The 21,373-nt window shown below is 68.5% G+C and carries 19 protein-coding genes; 11 read left to right on the plus strand and 8 right to left on the minus strand.

The annotated features are described in order from the left end of the window. Window positions 1-30 precede the first annotated feature (30 nt). Window positions 31-1,035, plus strand: a complete 1,005-nt coding sequence (locus ACGTNG_RS11720) for a glutathione S-transferase family protein (protein WP_394577201.1) — start codon at window positions 31-33, stop codon at window positions 1,033-1,035. Window positions 1,036-1,195: 160 nt separating this feature from the next. On the opposite strand, the gene ACGTNG_RS11725 is transcribed toward ACGTNG_RS11720, so the two are convergent. Continuing rightward, complete coding sequence (locus ACGTNG_RS11725; protein WP_394577202.1) at window positions 1,196-1,453, minus strand: DUF188 domain-containing protein; 258 nt, start codon at window positions 1,451-1,453, stop codon at window positions 1,196-1,198. Next, the gene (locus ACGTNG_RS11730) at window positions 1,359-1,808 is read right to left on the minus strand and encodes a YaiI/YqxD family protein (RefSeq protein ID WP_394577203.1); all 450 of its coding nucleotides are present in this window, start codon (window positions 1,806-1,808) and stop codon (window positions 1,359-1,361) included. The genes ACGTNG_RS11725 and ACGTNG_RS11730 overlap by 95 nt, the downstream gene beginning before the upstream one ends. Before the next feature lie 434 nt (window positions 1,809-2,242). On the opposite strand from ACGTNG_RS11730, the gene ACGTNG_RS11735 reads away from it, so the two are divergent. Beyond that, complete coding sequence (locus tag ACGTNG_RS11735; RefSeq protein WP_394577204.1) at window positions 2,243-3,946, plus strand: DEAD/DEAH box helicase; 1,704 nt, start codon at window positions 2,243-2,245, stop codon at window positions 3,944-3,946. A 114-nt stretch (window positions 3,947-4,060) separates the two neighbouring features. Then, window positions 4,061-5,038, plus strand: a complete 978-nt coding sequence (locus tag ACGTNG_RS11740) for a DMT family transporter (protein ID WP_394577206.1) — start codon at window positions 4,061-4,063, stop codon at window positions 5,036-5,038. A gap of 126 nt (window positions 5,039-5,164) precedes the next feature. Here ACGTNG_RS11740 and ACGTNG_RS11745 read toward each other — a convergent pair whose 3' ends face one another. The 4 genes from ACGTNG_RS11745 to ACGTNG_RS11760 all read right to left on the minus strand — a co-directional run bounded on the left by ACGTNG_RS11745 (window position 5,165) and on the right by ACGTNG_RS11760 (window position 8,756). Beyond that, window positions 5,165-5,908: a glutamine amidotransferase gene (locus ACGTNG_RS11745; protein WP_394577208.1), complete on the minus strand. Its 744-nt coding sequence runs from the start codon at window positions 5,906-5,908 to the stop codon at window positions 5,165-5,167. A 33-nt stretch (window positions 5,909-5,941) separates the two neighbouring features. Further along, window positions 5,942-7,096, minus strand: a complete 1,155-nt coding sequence (argE, locus tag ACGTNG_RS11750; protein WP_394577210.1) for an acetylornithine deacetylase — start codon at window positions 7,094-7,096, stop codon at window positions 5,942-5,944. A 66-nt stretch (window positions 7,097-7,162) separates the two neighbouring features. Then, window positions 7,163-8,074 (minus strand): homocysteine S-methyltransferase family protein, encoded by a 912-nt coding sequence (locus ACGTNG_RS11755; RefSeq protein WP_394577211.1) that lies wholly within the window; start codon window positions 8,072-8,074, stop codon window positions 7,163-7,165. A 103-nt stretch (window positions 8,075-8,177) separates the two neighbouring features. After that, window positions 8,178-8,756 (minus strand): antibiotic biosynthesis monooxygenase, encoded by a 579-nt coding sequence (locus tag ACGTNG_RS11760; RefSeq protein WP_394577212.1) that lies wholly within the window; start codon window positions 8,754-8,756, stop codon window positions 8,178-8,180. Between the two features lie 317 nt (window positions 8,757-9,073). On the opposite strand from ACGTNG_RS11760, the gene mntR reads away from it, so the two are divergent. The 8 genes from mntR (at window position 9,074) to ACGTNG_RS11800 (ending at window position 16,516) form a co-directional block, all read left to right on the plus strand. Then, on the plus strand, window positions 9,074-9,520 hold the full coding sequence (mntR, locus tag ACGTNG_RS11765) for a manganese-binding transcriptional regulator MntR (protein WP_394577214.1): 447 nt from the start codon (window positions 9,074-9,076) through the stop codon (window positions 9,518-9,520). A gap of 178 nt (window positions 9,521-9,698) precedes the next feature. Further along, a complete protein-coding gene (locus ACGTNG_RS11770; protein WP_394577215.1) occupies window positions 9,699-10,673 on the plus strand; it encodes a metal ABC transporter solute-binding protein, Zn/Mn family in 975 nt (324 codons plus the stop codon). 85 nt (window positions 10,674-10,758) lie between these two features. After that, entirely contained in the window at window positions 10,759-11,559 is an 801-nt protein-coding gene (locus ACGTNG_RS11775) for a metal ABC transporter ATP-binding protein (RefSeq protein WP_394577217.1), read from the plus strand. Then, window positions 11,556-12,701 (plus strand): metal ABC transporter permease, encoded by a 1,146-nt coding sequence (locus ACGTNG_RS11780; RefSeq protein ID WP_394577219.1) that lies wholly within the window; start codon window positions 11,556-11,558, stop codon window positions 12,699-12,701. Before ACGTNG_RS11775 ends, ACGTNG_RS11780 begins: the two co-directional genes overlap by 4 nt. Then, window positions 12,701-13,840 (plus strand): metal ABC transporter permease, encoded by a 1,140-nt coding sequence (locus ACGTNG_RS11785; RefSeq protein WP_394577221.1) that lies wholly within the window; start codon window positions 12,701-12,703, stop codon window positions 13,838-13,840. Before ACGTNG_RS11780 ends, ACGTNG_RS11785 begins: the two co-directional genes overlap by 1 nt. Window positions 13,841-13,976: 136 nt before the next feature. Continuing rightward, window positions 13,977-14,990, plus strand: coding sequence for a nuclease-related domain-containing protein (locus ACGTNG_RS11790; RefSeq protein WP_394577222.1), 1,014 nt, complete (start codon window positions 13,977-13,979; stop codon window positions 14,988-14,990). Window positions 14,991-15,223: 233 nt separating this feature from the next. Continuing rightward, the gene (locus tag ACGTNG_RS11795) at window positions 15,224-15,655 is read left to right on the plus strand and encodes a DUF4160 domain-containing protein (protein ID WP_394577223.1); all 432 of its coding nucleotides are present in this window, start codon (window positions 15,224-15,226) and stop codon (window positions 15,653-15,655) included. 108 nt (window positions 15,656-15,763) lie between these two features. Further along, window positions 15,764-16,516 carry a hypothetical protein gene (locus tag ACGTNG_RS11800; protein WP_394577224.1) on the plus strand — a complete coding sequence of 251 codons (753 nt, stop codon included), beginning with the start codon at window positions 15,764-15,766 and terminating at the stop codon, window positions 16,514-16,516. Between the two features lie 180 nt (window positions 16,517-16,696). On the opposite strand, the gene ACGTNG_RS11805 is transcribed toward ACGTNG_RS11800, so the two are convergent. Beyond that, on the minus strand, window positions 16,697-20,023 hold the full coding sequence (locus ACGTNG_RS11805; protein ID WP_394577225.1) for an AAA family ATPase: 3,327 nt from the start codon (window positions 20,021-20,023) through the stop codon (window positions 16,697-16,699). Next, window positions 20,020-21,303, minus strand: coding sequence for an exonuclease SbcCD subunit D (locus tag ACGTNG_RS11810; RefSeq protein ID WP_394577227.1), 1,284 nt, complete (start codon window positions 21,301-21,303; stop codon window positions 20,020-20,022). Before ACGTNG_RS11810 ends, ACGTNG_RS11805 begins: the two co-directional genes overlap by 4 nt. Window positions 21,304-21,373: the final 70 nt, after the last annotated feature.

Below are 21,373 nucleotides of genomic sequence, written 5' to 3' on the forward strand. Positions count from 1 at the left end.
AGTATCTCATGACGAACCGAGGAGGCCGAGATGGGGCTCTTGATCGACGGACAGTGGCACGACCAGTGGTACGACACCAAGAAGCACGGCGGGGAGTTCGTGCGGGAATCGGCGAAGCTGCGTGACTGGATCACCCCCGACGGCTCCCCGGGGCCGGATGGCCAGCCGGGGCTGCCGGCCGAGGCGGGTCGCTACCATCTGTATGTCTCCCTGGCCTGCCCCTGGGCGCATCGCGCGTTGATCATGCGGCGCCTCAAGGGCCTCGATGATCTGATCGGGGTCTCCCACACCAGCCCGCTGATGCTCGATCAGGGCTGGAGCTACCACCGTGACGAGGGCTCCAGCGGTGATGCCGTCAACGGCGTCGACTACCATCGTGAGCTCTATACCCTCACCGACCCGCACTACACCGGCCGCGTGACCGTGCCGGCCCTGTGGGACAAGCAGCAGGGCCGCATCGTCAATAACGAGTCGGCCGACCTGATCCGCATGCTCGACGGCGCCTTCGACGGGCTCACCGGCAATCGGCTGGACCTCTATCCGACCGACCTGCGCGAGACCATCGATGCCGTCAACGCCGACGTCTACGAACACGTCAACAACGGCGTCTACAAGTCGGGGTTCGCCACCGAGCAGGGGGTCTACGAGAAGCACGTGATGGCGCTGTTCGCGGCCCTTGACCGGCTCGAGGCGCGCCTCGCCGATTCCCGCTACCTGGCCGGCGAGTGGCTGACCGAGGCCGATATCCGCCTGTTCACCACCCTGGTGCGCTTCGATGCCGTCTATCATGGCCACTTCAAGTGCAATCTGCGGCGCATCGAGGACTACCCGAACCTGTCGAACTATCTGCGCGAGCTCTACCAGTGGCCGGGCATCGCGGAGACGGTGGACTTCGACCATATCAAGCGCCACTACTATTACAGCCACGACACCATCAACCCGACCCGCATCGTGCCCGCCGGCCCGCGCCTCGAGCTGGAGCGGCCCCACGACCGCGACCGCCTGCCGGGGCAGGGGATCCGCGAGAAGGCCTAAGCGATAACCGGGCGGCTTCGTTCAGGATGGCGACCTGCCGTGCCGGAGAGTGGCGCTGGGGACAGAGCGAAGCGGAGGTCTTTTTCCAGGGATGGAAAAAGTAGCGCCCAGGGAAGGGATTACAGCGCCTCCGCGCAGCCTGTCGCCAGTAAGCCGCTCTCTACCGCTGCCGCGCCAGCCACCGGTCCAGGGCGTTGGCGAATTCGCGACGGTCGGCGTCGGAGTAGCCGCTGGGGCCGCCGGTGTGCTCGCCGCTGGCGCGCAGGGTATCCATGCCCGTCCTGGTATCAGTCGCATCTGCACCGGGTGCGGAGGCGTTACGATTAGGGGTTCTTGGCCAGCCACCGGTCCAGGGCGTTGGCGAACTCGCGACGGTCAGCGTCGGAGTAGCCGCTGGGGCCGCCGGTGTGCTCGCCACTGGCGCGCAACGTTTCCATGAAATCCCGCATCTGAACCCGCGCGCGGATGTTGTTGGCATCCAGCGACTCGCCGCGGGTGGTCATTACCTTTGCCTCACGCTCGATAGCCTCCAGGGCCAGCGGCAGGTCCGAGGTGATCAGCAGGTCGCCCCGCTGGATGCGCTCGACGATCTCGTTATCCGCGGCGTCGAAGCCCTGGCTCACCGCGAGGCCCTTGACCCATTTCGAGGCCGGCAGCGGCACGGCGTGGTTGGCCACGAACCAGGTCGGCGTGGCGGTGCGCTCGGCGGCGCGGATGATGATCTCGCGCGCCGCCCGGGGGCAGGCGTCGGCATCGACCCAGAGGCTCGGCATGAAGGGCTCCTGAAGAGGTGGAACGAATAAGGCTGGCCAGGTCATCGCGACGATGGTAGCATGCGCGCTCCTCGCATGTGTTGACCCCACCATCATGACGACGCGACCTCCCCCCGACGGGCGAGGCAAGCGCCGAAGCGGGAAGCCCAGCCACGAGAGCTGCGCCTCACGCGTTCGAATTGTGTAGATGGAGCGCCACCGAGATCCGCCACCCGGGCGAGATCGGCGCCAACGGTCGCCACAGCGGCTCATGCGGCCATCGATTGCGATGGCATGGGCCGAATGCCAGGTGCGACCGGCGTCCCCGACTCCGATTTACGCTCTGCTCCGCTGCCTTCGGGCCGACGGTCGGCAGGGTGCCTTGATGGCTTTACCGCGTCAGGGGCGCCACCGATGTTACTTGCCGGCGATGCCGGCCTATTAAGGTGTGATTCATGACCTCGACTTCTGTCGTCTCGCCGTCCTTCGGCGAACTGGCCCTGCTGCCTGCCGTTCTTTCTGCTGTCGAATCCCAGGGTTATACGACCCCGTCGCCGATCCAGGCACAGACCATTCCCGCGCTGCTGGAAGGCCGCGACATGCTGGGCCAGGCCCAGACCGGCACCGGCAAGACCGCTGCCTTCGCTCTGCCGCTGCTATCTCGCCTCGAGCTGACGCGCCGCGAGCCCCAGGTGCTGGTGATGGCCCCCACGCGGGAACTGGCTCAGCAGGTGGCCGCCTCCTTCAGCAAGTACGGTCAGAACCTCAAGGGCCTGGAAGTCGCCACCCTGTGTGGTGGTCAGGAATACCGTGAGCAGCTCTCCGCCCTGCGCCGTGGCGCCCAGGTCGTTGTGGGCACCCCGGGCCGCATCATCGATCACCTGGATCGTGGCAGCCTGAAGCTCGACGGCCTCTCCGCGCTGGTGCTCGACGAAGCCGACGAGATGCTGCGCATGGGCTTCATCGACGACGTCAAGCGCGTTGTCGCCGACACCCCCAAGAACGCCCAGCGGGTCTTCTTCTCCGCGACCCTGCCGACCGAGATCGAGCGCATCGTCAACCGCTATCTCGTCGACCCGGTCAAGGTCGCCATCGCCGCCAAGGTCGGCACCGCGGCCAGCATCGACCAGCGCATGGTGCGGGTCGACGGCGGCGCCAAGCAGGAGGCGCTGGCGCGCATCCTCGAGGTCGAGCCCGTCGATGGCGCCATCGTCTTCGTGCGTACCCGTGCCGCCTGCACCACCCTGATGGAGCAGCTCTCCGCCCGCGGCATGAGCGTCGCCAGCCTCTCCGGTGACCTGGACCAGAGCCTGCGCGAGCGCACCATCCAGCGCCTCAAGCGCGGCAAGGTCGACGTGCTGATCGCCACCGACGTCGCCGCCCGCGGCCTCGACGTGCCGCGCATCACCCACGTCATCAACTACGACCTGCCGCAGGATGCCGAGGCCTACACCCACCGCATCGGTCGTACCGGCCGTGCCGGTCGCACCGGGGTCGCGATCACCTTCGTCGGCTTCCGCGAAGGCCGCAAGGTGGGCTGGCTCGAGCAGGCCACCGGCCAGAAGATGAGCGAGATGCCGCTGCCCGACGAGGCTGCCATCCGCGCCCATCGCGACGAGATGTTCCACCAGCGCGTGGTCGCCGCCCTGACCGCCGGTGCCGACGAGCAGCGTGCGCTGATCGAGCGCCTGGTCGAGGAGGGTCACGACCCCATCGAGCTGGCCTGCGCCTTCTCCCGCATGGCGCGTGCCGACGAGCCGCCCATCGGTCGCCTGCAGGCGCCCCGCGCCGAGCGCAACAACGACCGCAACGCGCGTGACGCCAAGCCGAAGCGCCGCGACAGCGCGCCGCGCGAGGGCATGACCCGCTACCGCGTCGCCGTCGGCCACCAGGACGGCGTCAAGCCGGGTCAGCTGGTCGGCGCCCTGGCCAACGAAGGCGGCATCGAGGGCAACCGGATCGGTCGCATCGACATCCGCACCGCCTTCTCGGTGGTCGAGCTGCCGAGCTCGCTGCCGGAGAGCATCCTGGCCAAGATGGCCCGGGCTCGCGTCGCCGGTCGTCCGCTGGAGATCAGCGAGGACAAGGGTGCGCCGGAGCGTGCACCGCGTCGTCGCCAGGACGGTGACGCGCCGATTCGCCGTCGCACCAGCGCCTGAGACAGCGGTTGCCGCCCCAGGGCGGCACCCCTGCCTCATCGACAGGCCGGAGCCTTGCTCCGGCCTGTTGTCGTTGGTCACCCCGACATCTTCACCCGCAAGGAGGACCCTCACATGTGGAAGCGCTTGCCGTTTCGGCTGCGGGGCTACCTGATCACCATGACCGGGGTGCTGCTGCTCTCGCCGGATGCCCTGCTGGTCAAGGGGACCGGCGTATCACCGGTCACGTTCCTGTTCTGGCGCGGCCTGCTGCTGGGCACCGTGCTGCTGATGATCGCCCTGGCGCGCTACGGCCACCGCCTGCCCGAGGCGATCCGCGCCTGCGGGCCCGCCGCCTGGTGGTGCCCGCTTGCCTTCGCCGCCAGCGGCTGGGCCTTCGTCATCGCCAACCGCTTCACCTCGGCCGGCAACGTGCTGGTGATGATGAACCTGGCACCCCTGGTCGCCGGGCTGATCGGCCTGGTGTTCTTCCGCCAGCGCCTGCGTCGCCAGACCTGGGTGGTGATCGCCATCTGCGTCGGTGGGGCCAGCCTGATGGCGGCCGGTGAGGTGGGGCAGGGCAGCCTGCTGGGGCTCGGCGTGGCGCTGTTCGTGCCGATCTCCATCGCCATCAACACCACGGTGGCCAGTGCCCAGAAGGGCGAGCGGCGCCGCGGCATCGACACCACGGTGATCCTGCCGCTGGGCTGTCTGGCGATGCTGTTGCCGGCCGCCCTCTTCGGCGGCGCGACCCTGCCCCCGGCCGAGGACGTGCCGCTGCTCGCGATCATGGCGCTGTTCCTGCCGGCGGCCTACTTCCTGATCCAGACCGGGGCCCGCTACCTGCCCGGCGCCGAGGTCAGCCTGGTGCTGCTGCTGGAGACCCTGCTCGGCTCGCTGCTGGTGTGGTGGTGGGTCGGCGAGGTGCCGACCCGGCTGGCGCTGATCGGCGGCGGCATCATCGTCGTCACCATGATGGCAAGCTCGCTGCGCGACCTGCATCGCCAGCGGCGCAAGGCCGCCGGCGGGGCGCCGGATATCGGGCGCATCCAGCAGCAGGCCGTCGAGGACGAGGCACCGGCCGGGGAGGTCGCCGAGAGCTCGCGCCGCTAGCCTCGGGCCGCCAGGCCGGCTGTCATGCCATGCAAGCGCCCCCGCACCGTCTGGTGCGGGGGCGTTCTTGTGTTCGGTGGGCCGTTTGCAGAAGCCGGGTTGGCCAGGCGCCGACGGGGCCGAGGCTCAGGCGACGCTCTGCACGCGCATGAGCCGCTCGGCGAAGCGGGCGATCAGGCCGCCGGCCTCGGGGGTGGGTTCGACCGCTTTGAGCCGCGCCTCGGGGTCGTCGTCCTGATCGGCGAGGGCCTGGCGCTGGTGGGCGAGATAGGCGCGCATCACCGGGGCGCTGAACTCCGGATGGAACTGCACGCTCCACTGCCGCGGTCCGTGGCGCAGCGCCTGGAAGGGGTCGTGGTCGTTGTCGGCCAGCACCGCGGCGCCCGCCGGGGCAGTGAGCACCGACTGGGAATGCGTCAGCTGGGCGGGGAAGGCCGCCGGCAGGGTGCCGAACAGCGGATCTGTACGCCCGGCGTCGCTGAGACGCAGCCGGCGGGTGCCGACCTCGCGGCCGCCCGGATGATAGCCGCTCGCGCCGCCGAAGGCCGCCGCCATCAGCTGGTGGCCATAGCAGACGCCGAGCATGGCGACGCCGCGCTCGCGGGCCTCGACGAGCCAGGGCTTGAGCGCCTCGCTCCAGGGCTCGGCCTCGCTGACCATGGCGTGGGAGCCGGTGATCACCACGCCGTCCTCGGCGGACGGCACCGGCGGAACGCCTGCGGTGCGGGCATCGTGGACCGTCAGGATGAGATCGTCGCGCGCCTCGGCCAGCGGGGCCAGGGTGGCGAGGAAGAGGTCCTCGAAGTCGCCGTGGTCGCGGACCACGTCGTCGAAGCTGTCTCCGGTCTTGAGGATCGTCAGGCGCGGCATGAGGGCTCCGGGCGAGGGCGGGAAGCCGGTATTCTACTTTCGTTGTAGCCGCTCGCCCAGTGCCGCCATGAACTGCGCGCCCGCCTCGAGCTGCTCGATGTCGAGGTACTCGTCGGGCTGGTGGGCCTGGCCGATGCTGCCCGGGCCGCAGATCACCGTGGGCAGCCCCTCGCGCTGGAACTGGCCGGCCTCGGTGGCGTAGGCGACGGCGCCGGCGGGGCGCTCGTCGAGCAGCTCGCGGCACAGGGCGAGCACCTCGGCGTTGTTGTCGTCGGCCAGTGCCGGCACCGTGGTATTGAGCGCCTCGGTGACGATGCCCGCCTCCGGCGCGCGCCTTTGCATCTCGGCCTCGAGTTCGGCGGCGGTGGCGTTCACACGCCCGAGAAGCTCCTCGAAGCGGTCGCTCGGCAGGTGGCGGATCTCCCACTCGAAGCTGCATTCCCGGGCCATGATGTTGATCGCCGTGCCGCCGGCGATCTTGCCGACGTGCAGGCTCGAGTGCACGACGTTGAAGGCCTCGTCGACGCGGCCCTCGGCCTTGAGCTCGGCCATCACGTCCTCGATGCGGGTCACCAGGCGCGCGGCCACGTGGATCGCCGAGACCCCCTGGTTGACCTGGCTGGAGTGGGAGGCGCGACCGGTGACGGTGGTGCGCAGGTTGGTGGCGCCCTTGTGGGCCACCACCGGGTGCATCATCGTCGGTTCGCCGACGATCACCGCCGCCGGGCGGGGGTGATCGGCGAGCAGCGTCTCGATCATCCGTGGGGCGCCGATGCAGCCCACCTCCTCGTCGTAGGAGAGGGCCAGCCAGATCGGCGTGTCGAGCTCAAGACCGACCCAGCGCGGCACCTCGGCCAGCGCGCAGGCGATGAAGCCCTTCATGTCGCAGGTGCCCCGGCCGTAGAGGCGGCCGTCGCCCTTGTCGGAAAGCGTAAAGGGATCGGTGGACCAGGGCTGGCCGTCCACCGGCACCACGTCGGTATGACCGGAGAGCACCACGCCGCCCGCCACATCCGGCCCGATGCGCGCCAGCAGGTTGGCCTTGCCGCCATCGTCGCTCTCGACGCGCCAGTGCTCCACGCCGTGCTCGTCCAGATAGCCCTCCACGAAGGCGATCAGGTCCAGGTTCGAGTCCCGGGAGACGGTGGCGAAGCCCACCAGGCGGTCGAGTAGCTGGGTGGCGGTCATGGCGCGCTCCTCACATGGATAATGGCCCCGAGCCTATCACGGCCGGCCCGGGTCGGCCGCCTGGCCTCAGGGGGAAGCCAGGCGATAGCCCTCGGCGGTCAGGCGCTCGGCCAGGGCGGCGATATGCGCCGGGCTGACCTCGCAGCAGCCACCGACGATGGTCGCGCCTTGTTCGATCCAGCGGCAGGCGTGCTCGGCATAGCCTGCGGGGCCCAGGTCCTCGCGGGTCTCCAGCGCCTCCACCGTGCCGCCGGGGGCGAGATCCGCCGCCGCCGTGAAGCCGTTGGCGTAGCCGCCGTAGGGCACGTCGAGATCGGCCAGCGTCGCCATGGCGGTGGTGACCGCCTCGGGCACCGAGCAGTTGACCAGCACCGCCGCGGCGCCGGCCGCCGCTACCGCCCGGGCCGCCTCGGCCAGCGGCTCGCCGGAACGCAGGCGCGTGCCGTCGCCGTCGTCCACCGTGAAGGCGACCCACACCGGCACGCCGTGCTCCATCGCCGCGCGGGTCGCGGCCAGCGCCTCGCGGGTCAGCGTCATGGTCTCGCAGATGAAGAGGTCGACCCCCTCGGCCTGGGCCTGGACCAGCCGGCGATAGTCGCGCAGGCAGGTGGCGTCGTCCGGCACCACCTCGGGGTGGTAGCTCGCGACCAGCGGCGGCAGGCAGCCGGCGATGCGCACCGCCCGGCCGCTCTGCTCGCGGGCCTGGTGGGCGGCGTCCAGCGCGGCGGCCTGCAGCGGCGCGAACAGGGCGGGATCGCCGTCGCGCGCCAGGCGCTGCGGCGTGGCGCTGTAGTTGTTGGTGGTGATGATCCGCGCGCCGGCGTCGATGAAGTCGCGGTGGACGTCGGTGACCAGCTGTGGTTCGTCCAGCATGACCTGCGCGGACCACAGCGGAGTGGCGGGGCGATCGCTGCGCCGCCTGAGTTCCTGTCCCATGCCCCCATCCAGCAGCACTATGCGGTGTTGTTCAGCGCTCATCGGGTCACTGTCCCTCTTCGGAATGGCTAGGGCGTCGCCGGTCTTGGGTCGGCACATGGACCCTAGCCGTTAATGACGAGCCGCTCAAGGAGCCACCGGGGCGTCATGCCCTGCGCTGGTGCAGGCGGCGGCGGAAAAGCGCCAAGGGGGTGAGCTCGCCGCGCAGCCATGGCCCCAGCAGGCGCATGGAGAGGGGGATGAACACGAAGACCATCACCGGGGTGAGCATCAGGGTGCCGATCAGCACCCGAGGCAGCAGCGGCAGGGGCGCGAGCGCCTCGCCGAACAGCGCCTGGAACACCAGCGAGACTGGGAAGAAGGCCAGCCAGATGGCGATCGCCTGCTTCCAGCGCGGCGGCGCCTGGCCGGTGGCGTCCTGGAACCAGCCCTCCAGGCCGCTGGCGCGGTGCTCCTGAGGCGCCTCGAAGAGCCCCTCGCCGCGGGCCAGCCAGGCCCGGCGCGAGGCGGAGTGCTCCCAGGCGGCCAGGGTCTCGGCGTCGCGGAAGCGGAAGATGATCTGATACTCGTCCTCGCCGGGCGGCGGGGCCAGCACCCCGGAGCCCAGGTAGCCGGCGAAGTCGCAGGCGAGCTCGCGGCCCTCTTCGAGCCAGGCGCTGAAGTCCTGGTAGCGGCCGCGGGCCACGCGGCGCGCCACCATCAGGGTAACCGGATCGGATGACATCGGGTTTCTCCTCGTTCGTTCGGTGCCCGGGTAGGGCGCCGTGATCACTCGGGCCGGGTAGGCCCTCATGATGTAATAGGCAAGAAGTATACCAGTTGGCGCTCATCTCAGAGTGATAAGGCCTGCAAGAAAGGCCTGTAGGTAGCGTTTTGCTCTGCGTGAATGGCTGCGCCTGGCGAGCCGAGCGAGTTCTGCGTCTCGGGCGGGCGTACCGAGGTGCCGTTGCCAGTGCGTGCGCCACCAAAATTGCATTCCTGTTGTCGCAAGGCATCATGAGGACATCACGCCCCCACTCTTTTCCCCCAGGTCAGGATCCGATGACATCAGCGCTTAAGCCTCGCCATGGGCGACTCATCGAGCCGGACAGCCACGTGCAGGGCTTTCGCAAGGCGCGCGATGCGCGGCGCACCGAGCTGGCGGAGGACTACGTCGAGCTGATCTCGGACCTGATCGCCGATAGCGGCGAGGCCCGGCAGATCGATATCGCGCGGCGCCTCGGCGTCGCCCAGCCCACCGTGGCCAAGATGCTCAAGCGCCTCGCGGAGGAGGGGCTGATCGTCAAGCGGCCCTATCGGGGGATCTCCATGACCGAGGCCGGGGAGCGTCTCGCCGCCGAGAGCCGACGGCGCCACCGCCTTGTCGAGGCCTGCCTGCGCAAGCTGGGGGTCAGCGCCGAGACCGCCCGCCTCGATGCCGAGGGCATCGAGCACCACGTCAGCGGCGAGACCCTGGCGGCCTTCGAGCGCTTTCTCGACGAGGACTGAACCGCCGGCGCGCGGCGCCGGGCCGCACCGGGCGACGCACGACGTGACGCCGTGATCACCCGACCGCAAAGGCATGGTGGGCGGGGGAGGCGTTCCCGCGTTACCCTGTTGTATAGCAAAGGCTATACTTGATCGACTATCTCACTCCTACTGTGGCCACGTTGATGGGGAAAGGCAGATGACACGCGGGAAGAGGATGCTGGGCCTGCTGGCGCCGCTGGCGCTGAGCGGCCAGACGATGGCGGCGGAGCCGCCGGTGACCACCGTGACCACCATCGGCATGATCGCCGACGTGGCCAGCGAGGTGGGCGGCGAGTGCGCCGACGTTTCGGCGATCATGGGGCCCGGGGTCGATCCCCACCTCTACCAGGCGAGCGCCCGGGACGTGGCGACCCTGCAGCAGGCCGAGCAGATCTTCTACTCCGGCTACTCCCTGGAGGGCCAGCTCGGCAACGTGCTGGAACGCTTCGCCGAGATCACTCCGACCGTGGCGGTGGCGCCGTCCTCCATCGACACGGCGAGCCTGATCACCGTGCAGGACGTCTACGGCATCGACCCGCACCTGTGGATGGACGCCTCGCTGTGGGCTCAGATCATTCCCACCCTCGCTGACGCCTTCGTCGAGGTGCGCCCCGACTGCGAGGCCGACATCCGCGCCAACGCCGACGCCTACGCCAGCCAGCTCGAGGCGCTGCACGGCTGGATCGAGGAGAGCATCGCGACGATTCCCGAGGAGCAGCGCATCCTGGTCACCGCCCACGATGCCTTCAACTACTACGGCCGCGCCTACGGCATCGAGGTCGCCGGCATCCAGGGCATCAGCACCGAGACCGAGACCGGCGTGGCGGACATCCGTCGCATGACGCAGGTGGTGATCGAGCGTGAGGTGCCCGCCGTGTTCATCGAGAGCACCATCAACCCGCGCACCGTCCAGGCGGTGATCGATGCCGCCCGCGAGAAGGGCCATGAGGTCGAGATCGGCGGCCAGCTCTACTCCGATGCCATGGGCGAGGCGGGCACCGCCGGCGGCACCTACATCGGCATGCTCCACGCCAATACCCGGCACATTGTCGAGGCCCTCGGCGGCGAGCCGGCCGCGCTGCCCGAGACCCTCGAGGGCTGGGCCGAGCGCTGGGAGATCCCCACCAGCTGATCGCCTGCAGCCGACGAGCCCCCTCGTCCTGACCGCCGAACGTATTGACCGCCACCCCAGAGCCGCCATCCCGCGGGAGAGCCCCATGTCGACGACGCTACACGAACCGGATCTGGCCCTGCACGTCGAGGACCTGACCGTCAGCTACCACAGCAAGCCGGTGCTGTGGGACATCGACTTCGACGTGCCGCCCGGGGTGATGGCCGCCATCGTCGGCCCCAACGGCGCCGGCAAGAGCACCCTGATCAAGAGCGTGCTGGGGCTGGTGCCCACGGTGGCGGGCCACGTCACCCTGCACGGGCGGCCCTACAAGGCGCAGCGCCGCCGGGTCGGCTACGTGCCGCAGCGCTCCAGCGTCGACTGGGACTTCCCCACCACCGCGCTCGACGTCGTCACCATGGGGCTCTACGGCCGGCTGGGCTGGCTGCGCCGCCCCGGGCGCCGCGAGCGTGACGAGGCGATGGAGGCACTGGAGCTCGTGGGCATGGCCGATTTCGCCCGCCGCCAGATCAGCCAGCTTTCCGGCGGCCAGCAGCAGCGGGTCTTCCTGGCCCGGGCGCTGGTGCAGAAGGCTGACGTCTACTTCCTCGACGAGCCCATGGCCGGGGTCGACGCCACCACCGAGCGCGCCATCGTCGACATCCTTCGCCGCCTGCGCGACGAGGGCAAGACGGTGATCGTGGTGCACCACGACCTGCAGACGGTGCGCAGCTACTTCGACTGGCTGCTGATCCTCAACGTGCGGGTCATCGCCCAGGGGCCGGTCGCGAAGGTCTACACCGCCGAGCACCTGCGCCAGGCCTACGGCGGCCAGATCGCGCTGCTCGACCAGGATACCTTCCTCTCCGGGGAGGCGGCCGCCGAGCCCGTGGAGCGGGCCGAATGAGCTTCGTCGAGCTGCTCTCCGACTACACCATCCAGAACGTCGTCATGGGGGCGGCCCTGCTGGGGCTCGTCAGCGGGGTGCTCGGCACCTTCGCCGTGCTGCGCCGCCAGAGCCTGCTCGGCGACACCATGTCCCACGCGGCGCTGCCCGGGGTCTGCCTGGGCTTCATCATCGCTGGCACCCGGGAGATCGGCAGCATCCTGCTCGGCGCGCTGGCCACCGGGGCGCTGGCCGCCCTGGTGATGCTGCTGCTGACCCGCATGAGCCGGCTCAAGACCGACGCCGGCCTCGGCATCACCCTGAGCGTCTTCTTCGCCATGGGCGTGGTGCTGCTGACCCATATCCAGGGCATGAACAACGCCTCCCAGGGCGGCCTCGACGCCTTCCTGTTCGGCCAGGCGGCGGCGACCCTGCGCTCCGACCTGTGGATCATGGGCGGCATCACCGCCGTGGCGCTGGCGCTGGTCGCAGCGCTGTGGAAGGAGTTCAAGCTGGTCTCCTTCGACCCCGAGTTCGCCACCTCCCTGGGCATGCCGGTGGCCTGGCTCGAGGTGCTGCTCACGGTGATGGTGGCGCTGGCCGTGGTGGTCGGGCTGCAGATGGTCGGGGTGGTGCTGATGGCGGCGATGATCATCGCCCCGGCGGTGGCCGCCCGCCAGTGGAGCCGCCGCCTCGAGGACATGGTGCTGCTGGCCGCGCTGATCGGCGTGGCCGGCGGCATCTTCGGCGCGCTGTTGAGCGCGCTCTCCCGCGGGCTTGCCACCGGGCCGCTGATCATCCTGAGCGTCTCCGGCGTGGTGCTGGTGTCGATGACCCTGGCGCCGGAGCGCGGCTTCCTGTGGGAGGCGCTGCGCCGGGTGCGCGCCCGTCGCCGGCTGCGCTACCAGCAGGTGCTGACCACCCTCTACCGGCTCGCCGTGCATCACGACGACCCGGTCTACCGTTCGGAGCAGGGCATGCTCGACACCTACCACGGCCTGCGCACCCGCGCCGTGCTGAGCCAGCTCGAGCGACGTGGCCTCGCCGCATGGCAGGCCTCGCCGCCCGGCGAGCCCGGGCCGCCCCGGCGCTGGGTGCTGACCCCGGCGGGCATCGCCGAGGCCGAGCGGGTACTCGACGCCCTCGGTAGGGAGGACGCCTGATGCTCGCCGCCCTGCTCGACAACGTGGCCCTGCAGATCATGCTGGTGGGCGCCCTGGTGGGCATCGCCTCCACCCTGGTCGGCACCTTCCTGGTGCTGCGCGGCACCAGCATGCTCTCCGATGCCATCGGCCACTCCATCGTCTTCGGCATCGTCATCGTCTGGCTGATCACCCACCAGCAGAGCGGCCCGGTACAGATCCTCGGCGCCGCCCTGGCCGGGGTGCTCACGGTGTTTCTCACCGAGCTCCTGGTCAGCACCCGGCGGGTCAAGAAGGACGCCGCCATCGGCCTGGTCTTTCCGGTGCTGTTCTCGATCGGCGTGCTGCTGCTCAACCTCTACGCCCGGGACGTGCACATCGACACCCACACCGTGCTGCTCGGCGAGATCGGCTTCGTGTGGCTCGATACCGTGACCCTCGGCGACTACCGGGTGCCGCGCTCGCTGCTCTCCATGGGCGCCATGACGCTGCTCAACGCCGCCTTCGTGGTGCTGTTCTTCAAGGAGCTCAAGCTCGCCACCTTCGACGAGGCGCTGGCCAAGGCCCTCGGCCTGGCGCCGGGGCTCTTGTTCTACGCGCTGCTGCTGCTGACCAGCGGCACCGCCGTGGCGGCCTTCGACGCGGTGGGGGCGGTGCTCTTCGTCGCCTTCGTCATCGTGCCGCCCTCGACGGCCTACCTGCTCACCGACCGGCTGTGGCTGATGTTCCTCTACGGCATCGCCGTCTCCATCGCCTCCAGCGTCAGCGGCTACGCCCTGGCGGTGGCCTGGGACGTCTCGATCGGCGGCATGATGGCGGTGATGACCGGCGTCTTCCTGATGCTGGCCTTCCTCGCCGGGCCGCGCTATGGCGTGGTCGCCCAGCTGCTGCGCCGCCGCGGCCAGCGCCGCCACAACGAGATCCGCACCCTCGCCGTGCACCTCTTCAACCATGAGGGGGAGCCGGAGCAGGGCGAGGAGAACGTCATCCGCGCCCTGCGCGACCACCTGCGCTGGGACGCCGCCAAGGCGGCCCGGGTGGTGCAGCGCGGCAGCGACCAGCGGCTGATCGTGCGCGAGGGCGAGGCCCTGCGCCTCACCTCCCAGGGCCGGGAGATGGCCCGTGAGATCCTCGACCCCAGCGGCCGTCGATCCGCCTAGGTCCATTCTCCCTTCCTCCCTGCGACCTTTGCATGGCTGGCCCTCAGGCCGCTTTGGTGTCAGGCTGACCGGTAACGAAATGTTGCAGAGCGTCAGCTAAGGCCCGGCAACCGGGCCGACATGCAGGGACAAGCCCATGATCCTTAAGGAAAAGGATGCCTCCCCGAACGGGGAGGGCCGTGGCGGCGACGAGCGCGCCTTCTACGGCCACAAGCAGGAACAGGACGTCGCCTTCCAGCTGCGCCGCGAGTTCGGCGAGCATAAGCAGATCCATGTCATCAACGACCTGCGCCTCGAGCACCGCGGCGAGCGGGCGCAGATCGACCACCTGATCCTTCACCCCTACGGCTTCATCATCGTCGAGTCCAAGAGCATCGTCGGTGAGGTCACGGTCAACGCCGCCGGCGAGTGGTCGCGCAGCTACCAGGGAAACTGGATGGGGATGCCGTCGCCGATTCGCCAAGCTGAACTTCAGAAGATGGTGTTGGGTCGTCTTTTAGCTGCCAACGTCGAGAAGATCATCAGCAAGCTTCTCGGCATTCAGGGCGGAGTAGGGGGGCGTGACTGGCAGGTGCTCTGTGCCGTTTCCAGCACCGCCATCCTGCATCGCGACAAGATGCCCAAGAAGGTCGCCGATCGAGTGGTAAAGACCGAGTTCCTGGCCCAGAAGATCAAGGATATCGTCGGCAATATCGCTATCGCCTTTATCAAGGCGAAGCCCACGTTTTCCAGGCGGGAGCTGGCCAATATCGGCAGCTTCCTGCTCGAGCAGAGTAGGCAAGTGGGTGCTGACTTGGTGCACGGCGACAGCGCCCCTTCCACGCCAGAATCGGCAGCCCCCATTGCCGAGCCAGCACCGCACTATTCGGCTTCGCCGGTGCCGGATAACGCCTCATTCCAGTCCGAGCCGGCCGCGCAGGCCGAGAGCCTGCTGACCTGCAAGCAGTGCGGCGAGGCCCATCATCTCACCGGCATGTACGGCCAATACGGCTACTACGTGAAGTGCGGCCGTTGCAGCACCAACACCTCGATGAAGCAGCCATGCCCCGCCTGCGGCTGGAAGAGCGTTCGTGTTTCCAAGGATGGCCCGGAGTACACCGGTAGCTGTCGGAAATGCGCGAAGCAGTTTCTGGTTTTTCGACAGGAGTAGGGGGGATGACAACTATCGACCCTAAGCGTCCCTTACGGCAAACGCGGCATGCTCGTTCAGCCGTGTTATCCAGCCGGAACGATGAACGATGTTATGCTGCCGAGTTATACTTTTTTTCTTTGAATTTCATGGGTATAGATCGTGAATGGCATGCGGTATAACCCGAATGTATGTGCCAGCGCGTTCAAGTCAATAAGCGTGATGGCAGTCTAATACTTGTTAGGTGAAAGGGCATGAAGCTATCCGAAATACCTGTCGAAAAACTTAAAGAAACGCCCTGGTTCCACAATGTTGATCCGGAGAAGTTGCGGTCGTTTGAAGATTATGCAGCCTGGTTAGAGGCAATTCTCCATAACCCATGCAATGTGTGGGAAGAAGATGGAGAAATGTTTCTTATCGAGATTAGGCAGCTCGTAACGCGAGTAAACGGCCTGAAGATTAAAGTTTACTCAAACGAGCACCCTCCGCCTCACTTTCATGTGAAATCGCCCAACGTGGATGCAAGCTTCGACATCGAAAGCTGCGCATTTTTGGAGGGTAAAGTTGATGGCAGGGACAGAAAGAAAATTGAGTTCTGGCACGGTAAAGCAAAGCCGCTGCTGATTGAAGCTTGGAACTCAACAAGACCAACGGATTGCACAGTGGGTTTCTACAAAGGCACCTAACCAGTTGTTGCAGTTCGTACCGGCCCTGGTGGGCCTCCACCGGACCGGTTTCCCGGCGTGGTAGCGCCACCAAACCGCCCGCTGAACATTGGCGTTAGGAATATGAAAATGACCGCACCTATTGAAGTACTTTTGAGTGCATCAGCAGCTTTAAAAGTTCTAAGCAAAACCCGATGCGTCGAATCTTATTCTTTTGGAGAGGACGTGAAATATAAAATAATCCGTCCTTGGCCAAGCAAGTTTGAAAAAAACCAAGAATCTAAAGAATGGTTATCAGAAAACGGCATTCATGCGAATGAAGTGTTGAGGGTTAAAGCATTCCCTGTGCCTTATTCAGATTACAAGAGTAGGGTTGTAATAAATACACAAGGCATTAATAAAATAAGAGCTGAGCGAAATGTTGTTGTATCTGCTATGGTTTCTATGCTAAGCAGAAAAGTTGAAAGAATAATTTGCATCTGGGATATGGATAAATACCCAGATAGAATCTGCCCAAAAAGCACCGATGATGAAGAAAAGTTAAAGCAATTCGCTTCTCTCGATAATTCTATGCTTGGATTTCTGGTGGCAGGAAACAACTTTTATTACAAAATTCCTGCCTTTGCGGGGAAGTGCCTTTTTCAGGAAGCTGATTTGTTCAGAAATAAGCCTATTGAATCAGAAGATGTTTCAGCTTCTTCAAGTAAGAAAACGGATCACATGAGCCGCACTGAAAGGTACATCGTTCACAAACAACACAGCGGTTATCTCGAAAGAGTATTTGGAAATACCCTGGAAGCCATGGAGAATGTTGTAAATGAGAGTTGGGCAAGCAAACTCAGGGCTGCGAGCATCTCTCATTATGCCCAAAAAAATTCCTAACAATGCCATACACACGGACGGATTTTCGCTCCCGTTGGTCGCAAAAAATCCAACGGTGATGGTGAGCGTTATGTCAGCTCGTGCTGTATGTCCGCTTTTGGCCAAAAGCTGACAGTTTGAAGTAAAAAACCGGCTCGCTGACGCAGTGCTCCTCTACATCAGCGAGCCGTTTCTCCTGCCTTACTGACTGACCAGCTTCGCCCGGCTCGTGCCGTTGCCCAGCGGCTCCACCTGGATCTGCACCGGGATGCGCTCGTGCATCTCCTGCACGTGGGAGATCACGCCGACGCGGCGGCCCAGGGCCTGCAGGCCGTCCAGCGCTTCCATGGCGAGCGCCAGGGATTGCGGGTCGAGGCTGCCGAAGCCCTCGTCGATGAACAGTGACTCGATGGTGAGCTCGCCGGAGGCCATGGAGGCGAGCCCCAGCGCCAGGGCCAGCGAGACCAGGAAGGTCTCGCCGCCGGAGAGCGAGTGCACCGAGCGGCGCTCGTCGCCCATGTCGACGTCCACCACCAGCAGGCCCAGGGGGCTGCCGCCCCGCACCAGCCGGTAGCGGCGGGAGAGGCCGCTCAGGTGCGCGTTGGCGTGCTCCAGCAGCTGCTCGAGGTTGTAGGCCTGGGCGATGCGCCGGAAGGCCTTGCCATCGGCGGAGCCGATCAGTTCGTTGATCTGGCCCCAGCGGCGGAACTCGGCCTGGGCGGCCTCCAGCTCGGCCTGGCCGGCCTTGCGCCGCTCGCGGCGGCGATCGTCGTCGCTCAGGGCGAAGGCGGCCTCGTCCCGGGCCTTTTGTGCCGCCTCCAGGCGCGGGGTCAGCTCGGCCTCGGCCTCCTCCAGCGCCTCCCGGCGGCGGCGCAGCGCCTCGGCCACGCCGTCACCGAGTAGCGCCTCGTCGCGCTCCTCTTCCCGGCTCGCTTCCTCCGCCTCCTCGATCAGGTCCTGGTCGCGACGATGGCGCAGCAGGGCGTCGCGTCGCTCGGCCAGGGTGGCGGCGGCGCGCTGGCGGGCCTGATCGGCGGCCTCGATCTGTTGCTCCTCGTCGCGGGCCGCTTCTTCTGTTTGGGCGAGCAGCCGGGTGAGGGTGGCGTCGGTCAGCTTGGGGTGCGCCGCGCGCCAGTCGGCGAGCTCGCGGGCGAGGGTGTCGCGCTCCCGGCGCAGCCCCTCGAGCCGCTCGGCCTCGTGCTCGACCCGCTGGGCGAGGCGCTGCTGCTCCCGCTGGGCGGCATGCCAGCGCGCCTGGGCGGCATCGCGGGCCTGGCGGGCCTGTTCCTGGTGGGCGTCGAGGTGCTGCTGCCAGGCGTCCGGCGAGGCGTGCTCGCCGAGCCGGGCGGCGAGGGCGCGGGCGAGTGTCTCGCGCTCGTCGCGCAGCGGCGGCAGTCGCTCGTCCAGCTCGGCCAGCGCCGTGTCGGCATGTTGTTTCTCGGTCTCCAGGCGCGCCAGGGCGACATGGCCCTCCTGCAGCGCCTGCTCCAGCGGGGCGAGCTCGGCCTCGGCCCGGGCCAGCTCGTCCAGGCGCTCTCGCGCCTCGCGGCGGCGGGTCTCGCTCGCCTCGCGCTCGGCCTCGAGCCATTCCTTCTGCTCGCTCGCAGCATTGTCGGCGAGCTCTGGCTGCAGCGGATGCGCCTCCAGGGCCTCCCGGGCGGCGTCGCGCTGCCGCTCGGCCGTTTCATGATCCTGCCGGTGGCGGGCGAGGGCGGCCTCCACGGCGCGGTACTCGCCGAAAAGCTCGTCGCGTTTCTGCTGGGCGGCGTCGCGGGCCTCGCGGGCCGTGTCGAGCTGGCGGGCCTCCTCCGCCTCCTGGGCCTCGAGCTGGGCGGCCTCCGGCGTGGCCGGCGGATGCTGCCGCCAGGGGTGATCGTGGCCGCCGCACACCGGGCAGGGCTCGCCCTCGGCGAGGGCCTCGCGCAGCCGCGCCACGCTCTCGCTGCGCACGGCGCGGCTGCGATCGATCAGCGCGCTGACGCTGTCGAGGTGGGCCTGGGCGCGGTCCAGGGCCTGGCGCGCGCTCTGGCCCTCGGTCAGCAGGCTGTTCTTGCGGGTCTCGTCCTCGCCGAGCCGGCGGGCGAGCTGGGCAAGCGCCTGCTCCGCGCGGCCGAGCTCCTGCCAGCGGCTGGCGAGCTCGCCGAGCGCCAGGTGGCGCTGGGCCGCCTGATCGTGGAATTGCTGGGCGGCCTGGCGAGCGGCATCGAGGCGAGGGTGAGTGCCCACCAACCGCTCGAGGGTCGCCTGCCAGTCATCGCGCTGTCGCTGCCGTGCCTGCTGGGCCTCGCTGGCCGTGCGGTGCGCCCGGGCCAGCCGCTCGGCCTCGGCCTGATGCCGGGTGCGGGCCGCCTCCAGGTCGGTGAGCTGCTTCTCGTGGGTGGCGAGGCGCTGGGCCTCCTCCCGGGCCTCGCGCAGGGCGGGCTCGGCCTCGCGGCGCGCCGCGGCGGCCTCGGCCAGGGCGCGCTCGCGGGCATCGAGGGCCTCGCGAGCCACGGCCTGCTCGCGCTCGGCGTCGGTGAGCGCTCGCCTCGTCTCGGCGTGGCTCGTCTCCAGGGCGGCGATCTCGTCGGGCAGGGCCGCCCGGCGGGCCAGCGCATGGCGCTGCGGGGCGATCAGCCGGCGCCACTCGCGGTCGGCGCGCGCCTCAAAAAGCGCCTGCCAGTCGGCCTCGGCGATCTGCTGTTGGGTCAGGCCCTGGCGATAGGCCTCATGCAGCCGGGCATCGTCGTCGTGCCAGCGGCGCCGGGCCTGGAGCGATGTGGCCTGGCCCTGCAGGTCAGTGAGCGCTCGCTGGGTGGCCTCGGCCGCCTGCTCCAGTTCGGCCCGGGCCTCGGGTTCGGCGGGCCGGTCGTCGGCGAGCTTGGCCTCCAGGGCCTCGACGGCCTTCCTGGCGGCGCTGGCCCGCCGGTAGGCGGCCATCGAGATCGCCGAGTACTCGGCGGTGCCGGTGAGGCGCTCGAGCAGATCGCTGCGCTCGTTGTCGTCGGCCTGGAGGAAGGCGGCGAACTCGCTCTGGGCGAGCAGCACGGCGCGGGTGAACTGGTCGAAGGTGAGCCCCAGGCGCTCAGGCAGCAGGCGCTCGAACTCGCGCTTCTGGGTGGTCAGCAGGCGGTCGTCGTCGAGGTCGCGCAGCGACTGCTCGGCCTTCTGCAGCTTGCCGGCGACCTTCTCCCGGGCGCGGCGCACCGCCCAGCGGGCGCGGTAGCGGCGTCCATCGCGGCCCACGAAGTCCACCTCGGCGTAGCCGCTCGCCGTGCCGCGGCGCAGCAGGGTGCGCGGGTCGCTGGTGGTCAGGGTGGAGTCCGGGGTGTCGTCGACCTGGCTGTCCCGGGCCGGCGCCTGGCGCAGCCGCGGCGTGCCGCCGTAGAGCGCCAGGCAGAGCGCATCGAGCAGGGTGCTCTTGCCGGCGCCGGTGGGGCCGGTGATGGCGAAGAGCCCGGCATCGCTCAGCGGGGCGGCGGTGAAGTCGAGCTCGAGCGGGCCGGGCAGCGAGGCCAGGTTCTCCAGGCGCAGGGCGAGGATTCTCATGACTGGCGCTCCTTGTTACTTGCCGCTTCGACGTCGTCGCCGTCGGCGTCGAGCACGTCCTGGCAGAGCCGGTCGAAGTCGGCGAGCACGTCCGCCTCGGGCGGCTCGCCCCAGCGGTCGGCCCAGGTGCGTTCGAAGAGCTTGCGCGGGCCGAGGCTCTCCAGGTCGATGCGCGCGGGGGCGTCCTCGCCCTCGACCCGGGGCAGGCGGCGCTCGAGGCGCAGCAGGCGCAGCGCCTTGCCGTCGAGGGCCGCCTCCACCCTGGCGCGCAGGTCGGGGATCGGGGCCTCGAGCGCGACGCGCACCTCCAGCCAGGGCCAGCGGTCTCTTGGTTGCTCTGGATCGTCCTCGAGCGCCGCGAGCTCGGCCAGCACCCGCTCGAGCGGCGCGGGGCCGACGCGGTGCATGGCCACCGGGCGCGGCACGGGGAGTGCCTCGGTGGTGGCCAACGCCTCGCCGTCGAGCACCACCTCCACCACCTGGTGGGGGTAGGCCGCCTCGCTGAAGTCCAGCGGCAGGGGGCTGCCGCTGTAGCGGATGCGCGCCTCGCCGACCTGCTGGGCGCGGTGCAGGTGACCGAGCGCCACGTAGGCGATGTCGTCCGGGAAGAGGGCGGCGGAGATCGACTCCTCGCCGCCGATCACGATGGGCCTTTCGCTGGCCTCCGACACGGCGGCGCCGTGCAGGTGGGCATGGCTCATCGCCACCAGCGCCTGGCCGGGCTCGCGCCGGGAGCGGGCGGCCTCGATCAGCCGAGTATGCACGCGGTTGATGCCGGCGACGTAGTCGTTGGGCGCGCCGTCGTCCTCGTTGGCGCGCACGCCGGCGCCGGTCACCTCGGCGGGGCGCAGGAAGGGCAGCGCCAGGCACCAGGCGCGGGTCGTCCCCTCGGCGTCGCTGAGCGGCACCAGCAGGCGCTCGGCGTCGAGGTCGCCGTCGTCCAGCCAGCGGACCCGGCCCAGGGCGTGGGTGTTGAGCCGGCGCATCAGCGGGGCGGGCAGCTCGATGCGGTTGCCGCTGTCGTGGTTGCCGGCGATCAGCACGATCTGAAGGCCCGGCAGGCGCTGGTGGGCGTCGACGATGAAGTCGTAGAGCAGCGCCTGGGCGGCCAGCGAGGGATTGACCACGTCGAAGATATCGCCGGCCACCAGCAGGGCGTCGGCGTCGCGCTCGACCAGGGTGTCGAGCAGCCAGGCGAGGAAGGCACGGTGCTCGGCGTGGCGTTCCTGGCCATGGAAGCTCTGGCCGAGGTGCCAGTCGGCGGTGTGGATCAGTCTCAAGGTGGGCTCCCCGGTGGTCCGTCACGCGGCAAAAGCCGTAGTCTAACCCGAGCGACGCCGACACTTCAGG

Origin of the sequence: Halomonas sp. B23F22_3 (assembly GCF_043496965.1) — a bacterium.
Taxonomy (GTDB): Bacteria; Pseudomonadota; Gammaproteobacteria; order Pseudomonadales; family Halomonadaceae; genus Halomonas.

Excerpts from the sequence above, each read along its gene's own strand:
- ACGTNG_RS11760 (WP_394577212.1), bottom strand. The coding sequence starts at position 8,756 with ATGTCATCCGATCCGGTTACCCTGATGGTGGCGCGCCGCGTGGCCCGC.
- ACGTNG_RS11795 (WP_394577223.1), top strand. The coding sequence starts at position 15,224 with ATGAAGCTATCCGAAATACCTGTCGAAAAACTTAAAGAAACGCCCTGG.
- mntR (WP_394577214.1), top strand. The coding sequence starts at position 9,074 with ATGACATCAGCGCTTAAGCCTCGCCATGGGCGACTCATCGAGCCGGAC.
- ACGTNG_RS11785 (WP_394577221.1), top strand. The coding sequence starts at position 12,701 with ATGCTCGCCGCCCTGCTCGACAACGTGGCCCTGCAGATCATGCTGGTG.
- ACGTNG_RS11770 (WP_394577215.1), top strand. The coding sequence starts at position 9,699 with ATGACACGCGGGAAGAGGATGCTGGGCCTGCTGGCGCCGCTGGCGCTG.
- ACGTNG_RS11800 (WP_394577224.1), top strand. The coding sequence starts at position 15,764 with ATGACCGCACCTATTGAAGTACTTTTGAGTGCATCAGCAGCTTTAAAA.
- ACGTNG_RS11745 (WP_394577208.1), bottom strand. The coding sequence starts at position 5,908 with ATGCCGCGCCTGACGATCCTCAAGACCGGAGACAGCTTCGACGACGTG.
- ACGTNG_RS11755 (WP_394577211.1), bottom strand. The coding sequence starts at position 8,074 with ATGAGCGCTGAACAACACCGCATAGTGCTGCTGGATGGGGGCATGGGA.
- ACGTNG_RS11720 (WP_394577201.1), top strand. The coding sequence starts at position 31 with ATGGGGCTCTTGATCGACGGACAGTGGCACGACCAGTGGTACGACACC.
- ACGTNG_RS11775 (WP_394577217.1), top strand. The coding sequence starts at position 10,759 with ATGTCGACGACGCTACACGAACCGGATCTGGCCCTGCACGTCGAGGAC.
- argE (WP_394577210.1), bottom strand. The coding sequence starts at position 7,096 with ATGACCGCCACCCAGCTACTCGACCGCCTGGTGGGCTTCGCCACCGTC.
- ACGTNG_RS11730 (WP_394577203.1), bottom strand. The coding sequence starts at position 1,808 with ATGCCGAGCCTCTGGGTCGATGCCGACGCCTGCCCCCGGGCGGCGCGC.
- ACGTNG_RS11790 (WP_394577222.1), top strand. The coding sequence starts at position 13,977 with ATGATCCTTAAGGAAAAGGATGCCTCCCCGAACGGGGAGGGCCGTGGC.
- ACGTNG_RS11805 (WP_394577225.1), bottom strand. The coding sequence starts at position 20,023 with ATGAGAATCCTCGCCCTGCGCCTGGAGAACCTGGCCTCGCTGCCCGGC.
- ACGTNG_RS11735 (WP_394577204.1), top strand. The coding sequence starts at position 2,243 with ATGACCTCGACTTCTGTCGTCTCGCCGTCCTTCGGCGAACTGGCCCTG.
- ACGTNG_RS11740 (WP_394577206.1), top strand. The coding sequence starts at position 4,061 with ATGTGGAAGCGCTTGCCGTTTCGGCTGCGGGGCTACCTGATCACCATG.
- ACGTNG_RS11780 (WP_394577219.1), top strand. The coding sequence starts at position 11,556 with ATGAGCTTCGTCGAGCTGCTCTCCGACTACACCATCCAGAACGTCGTC.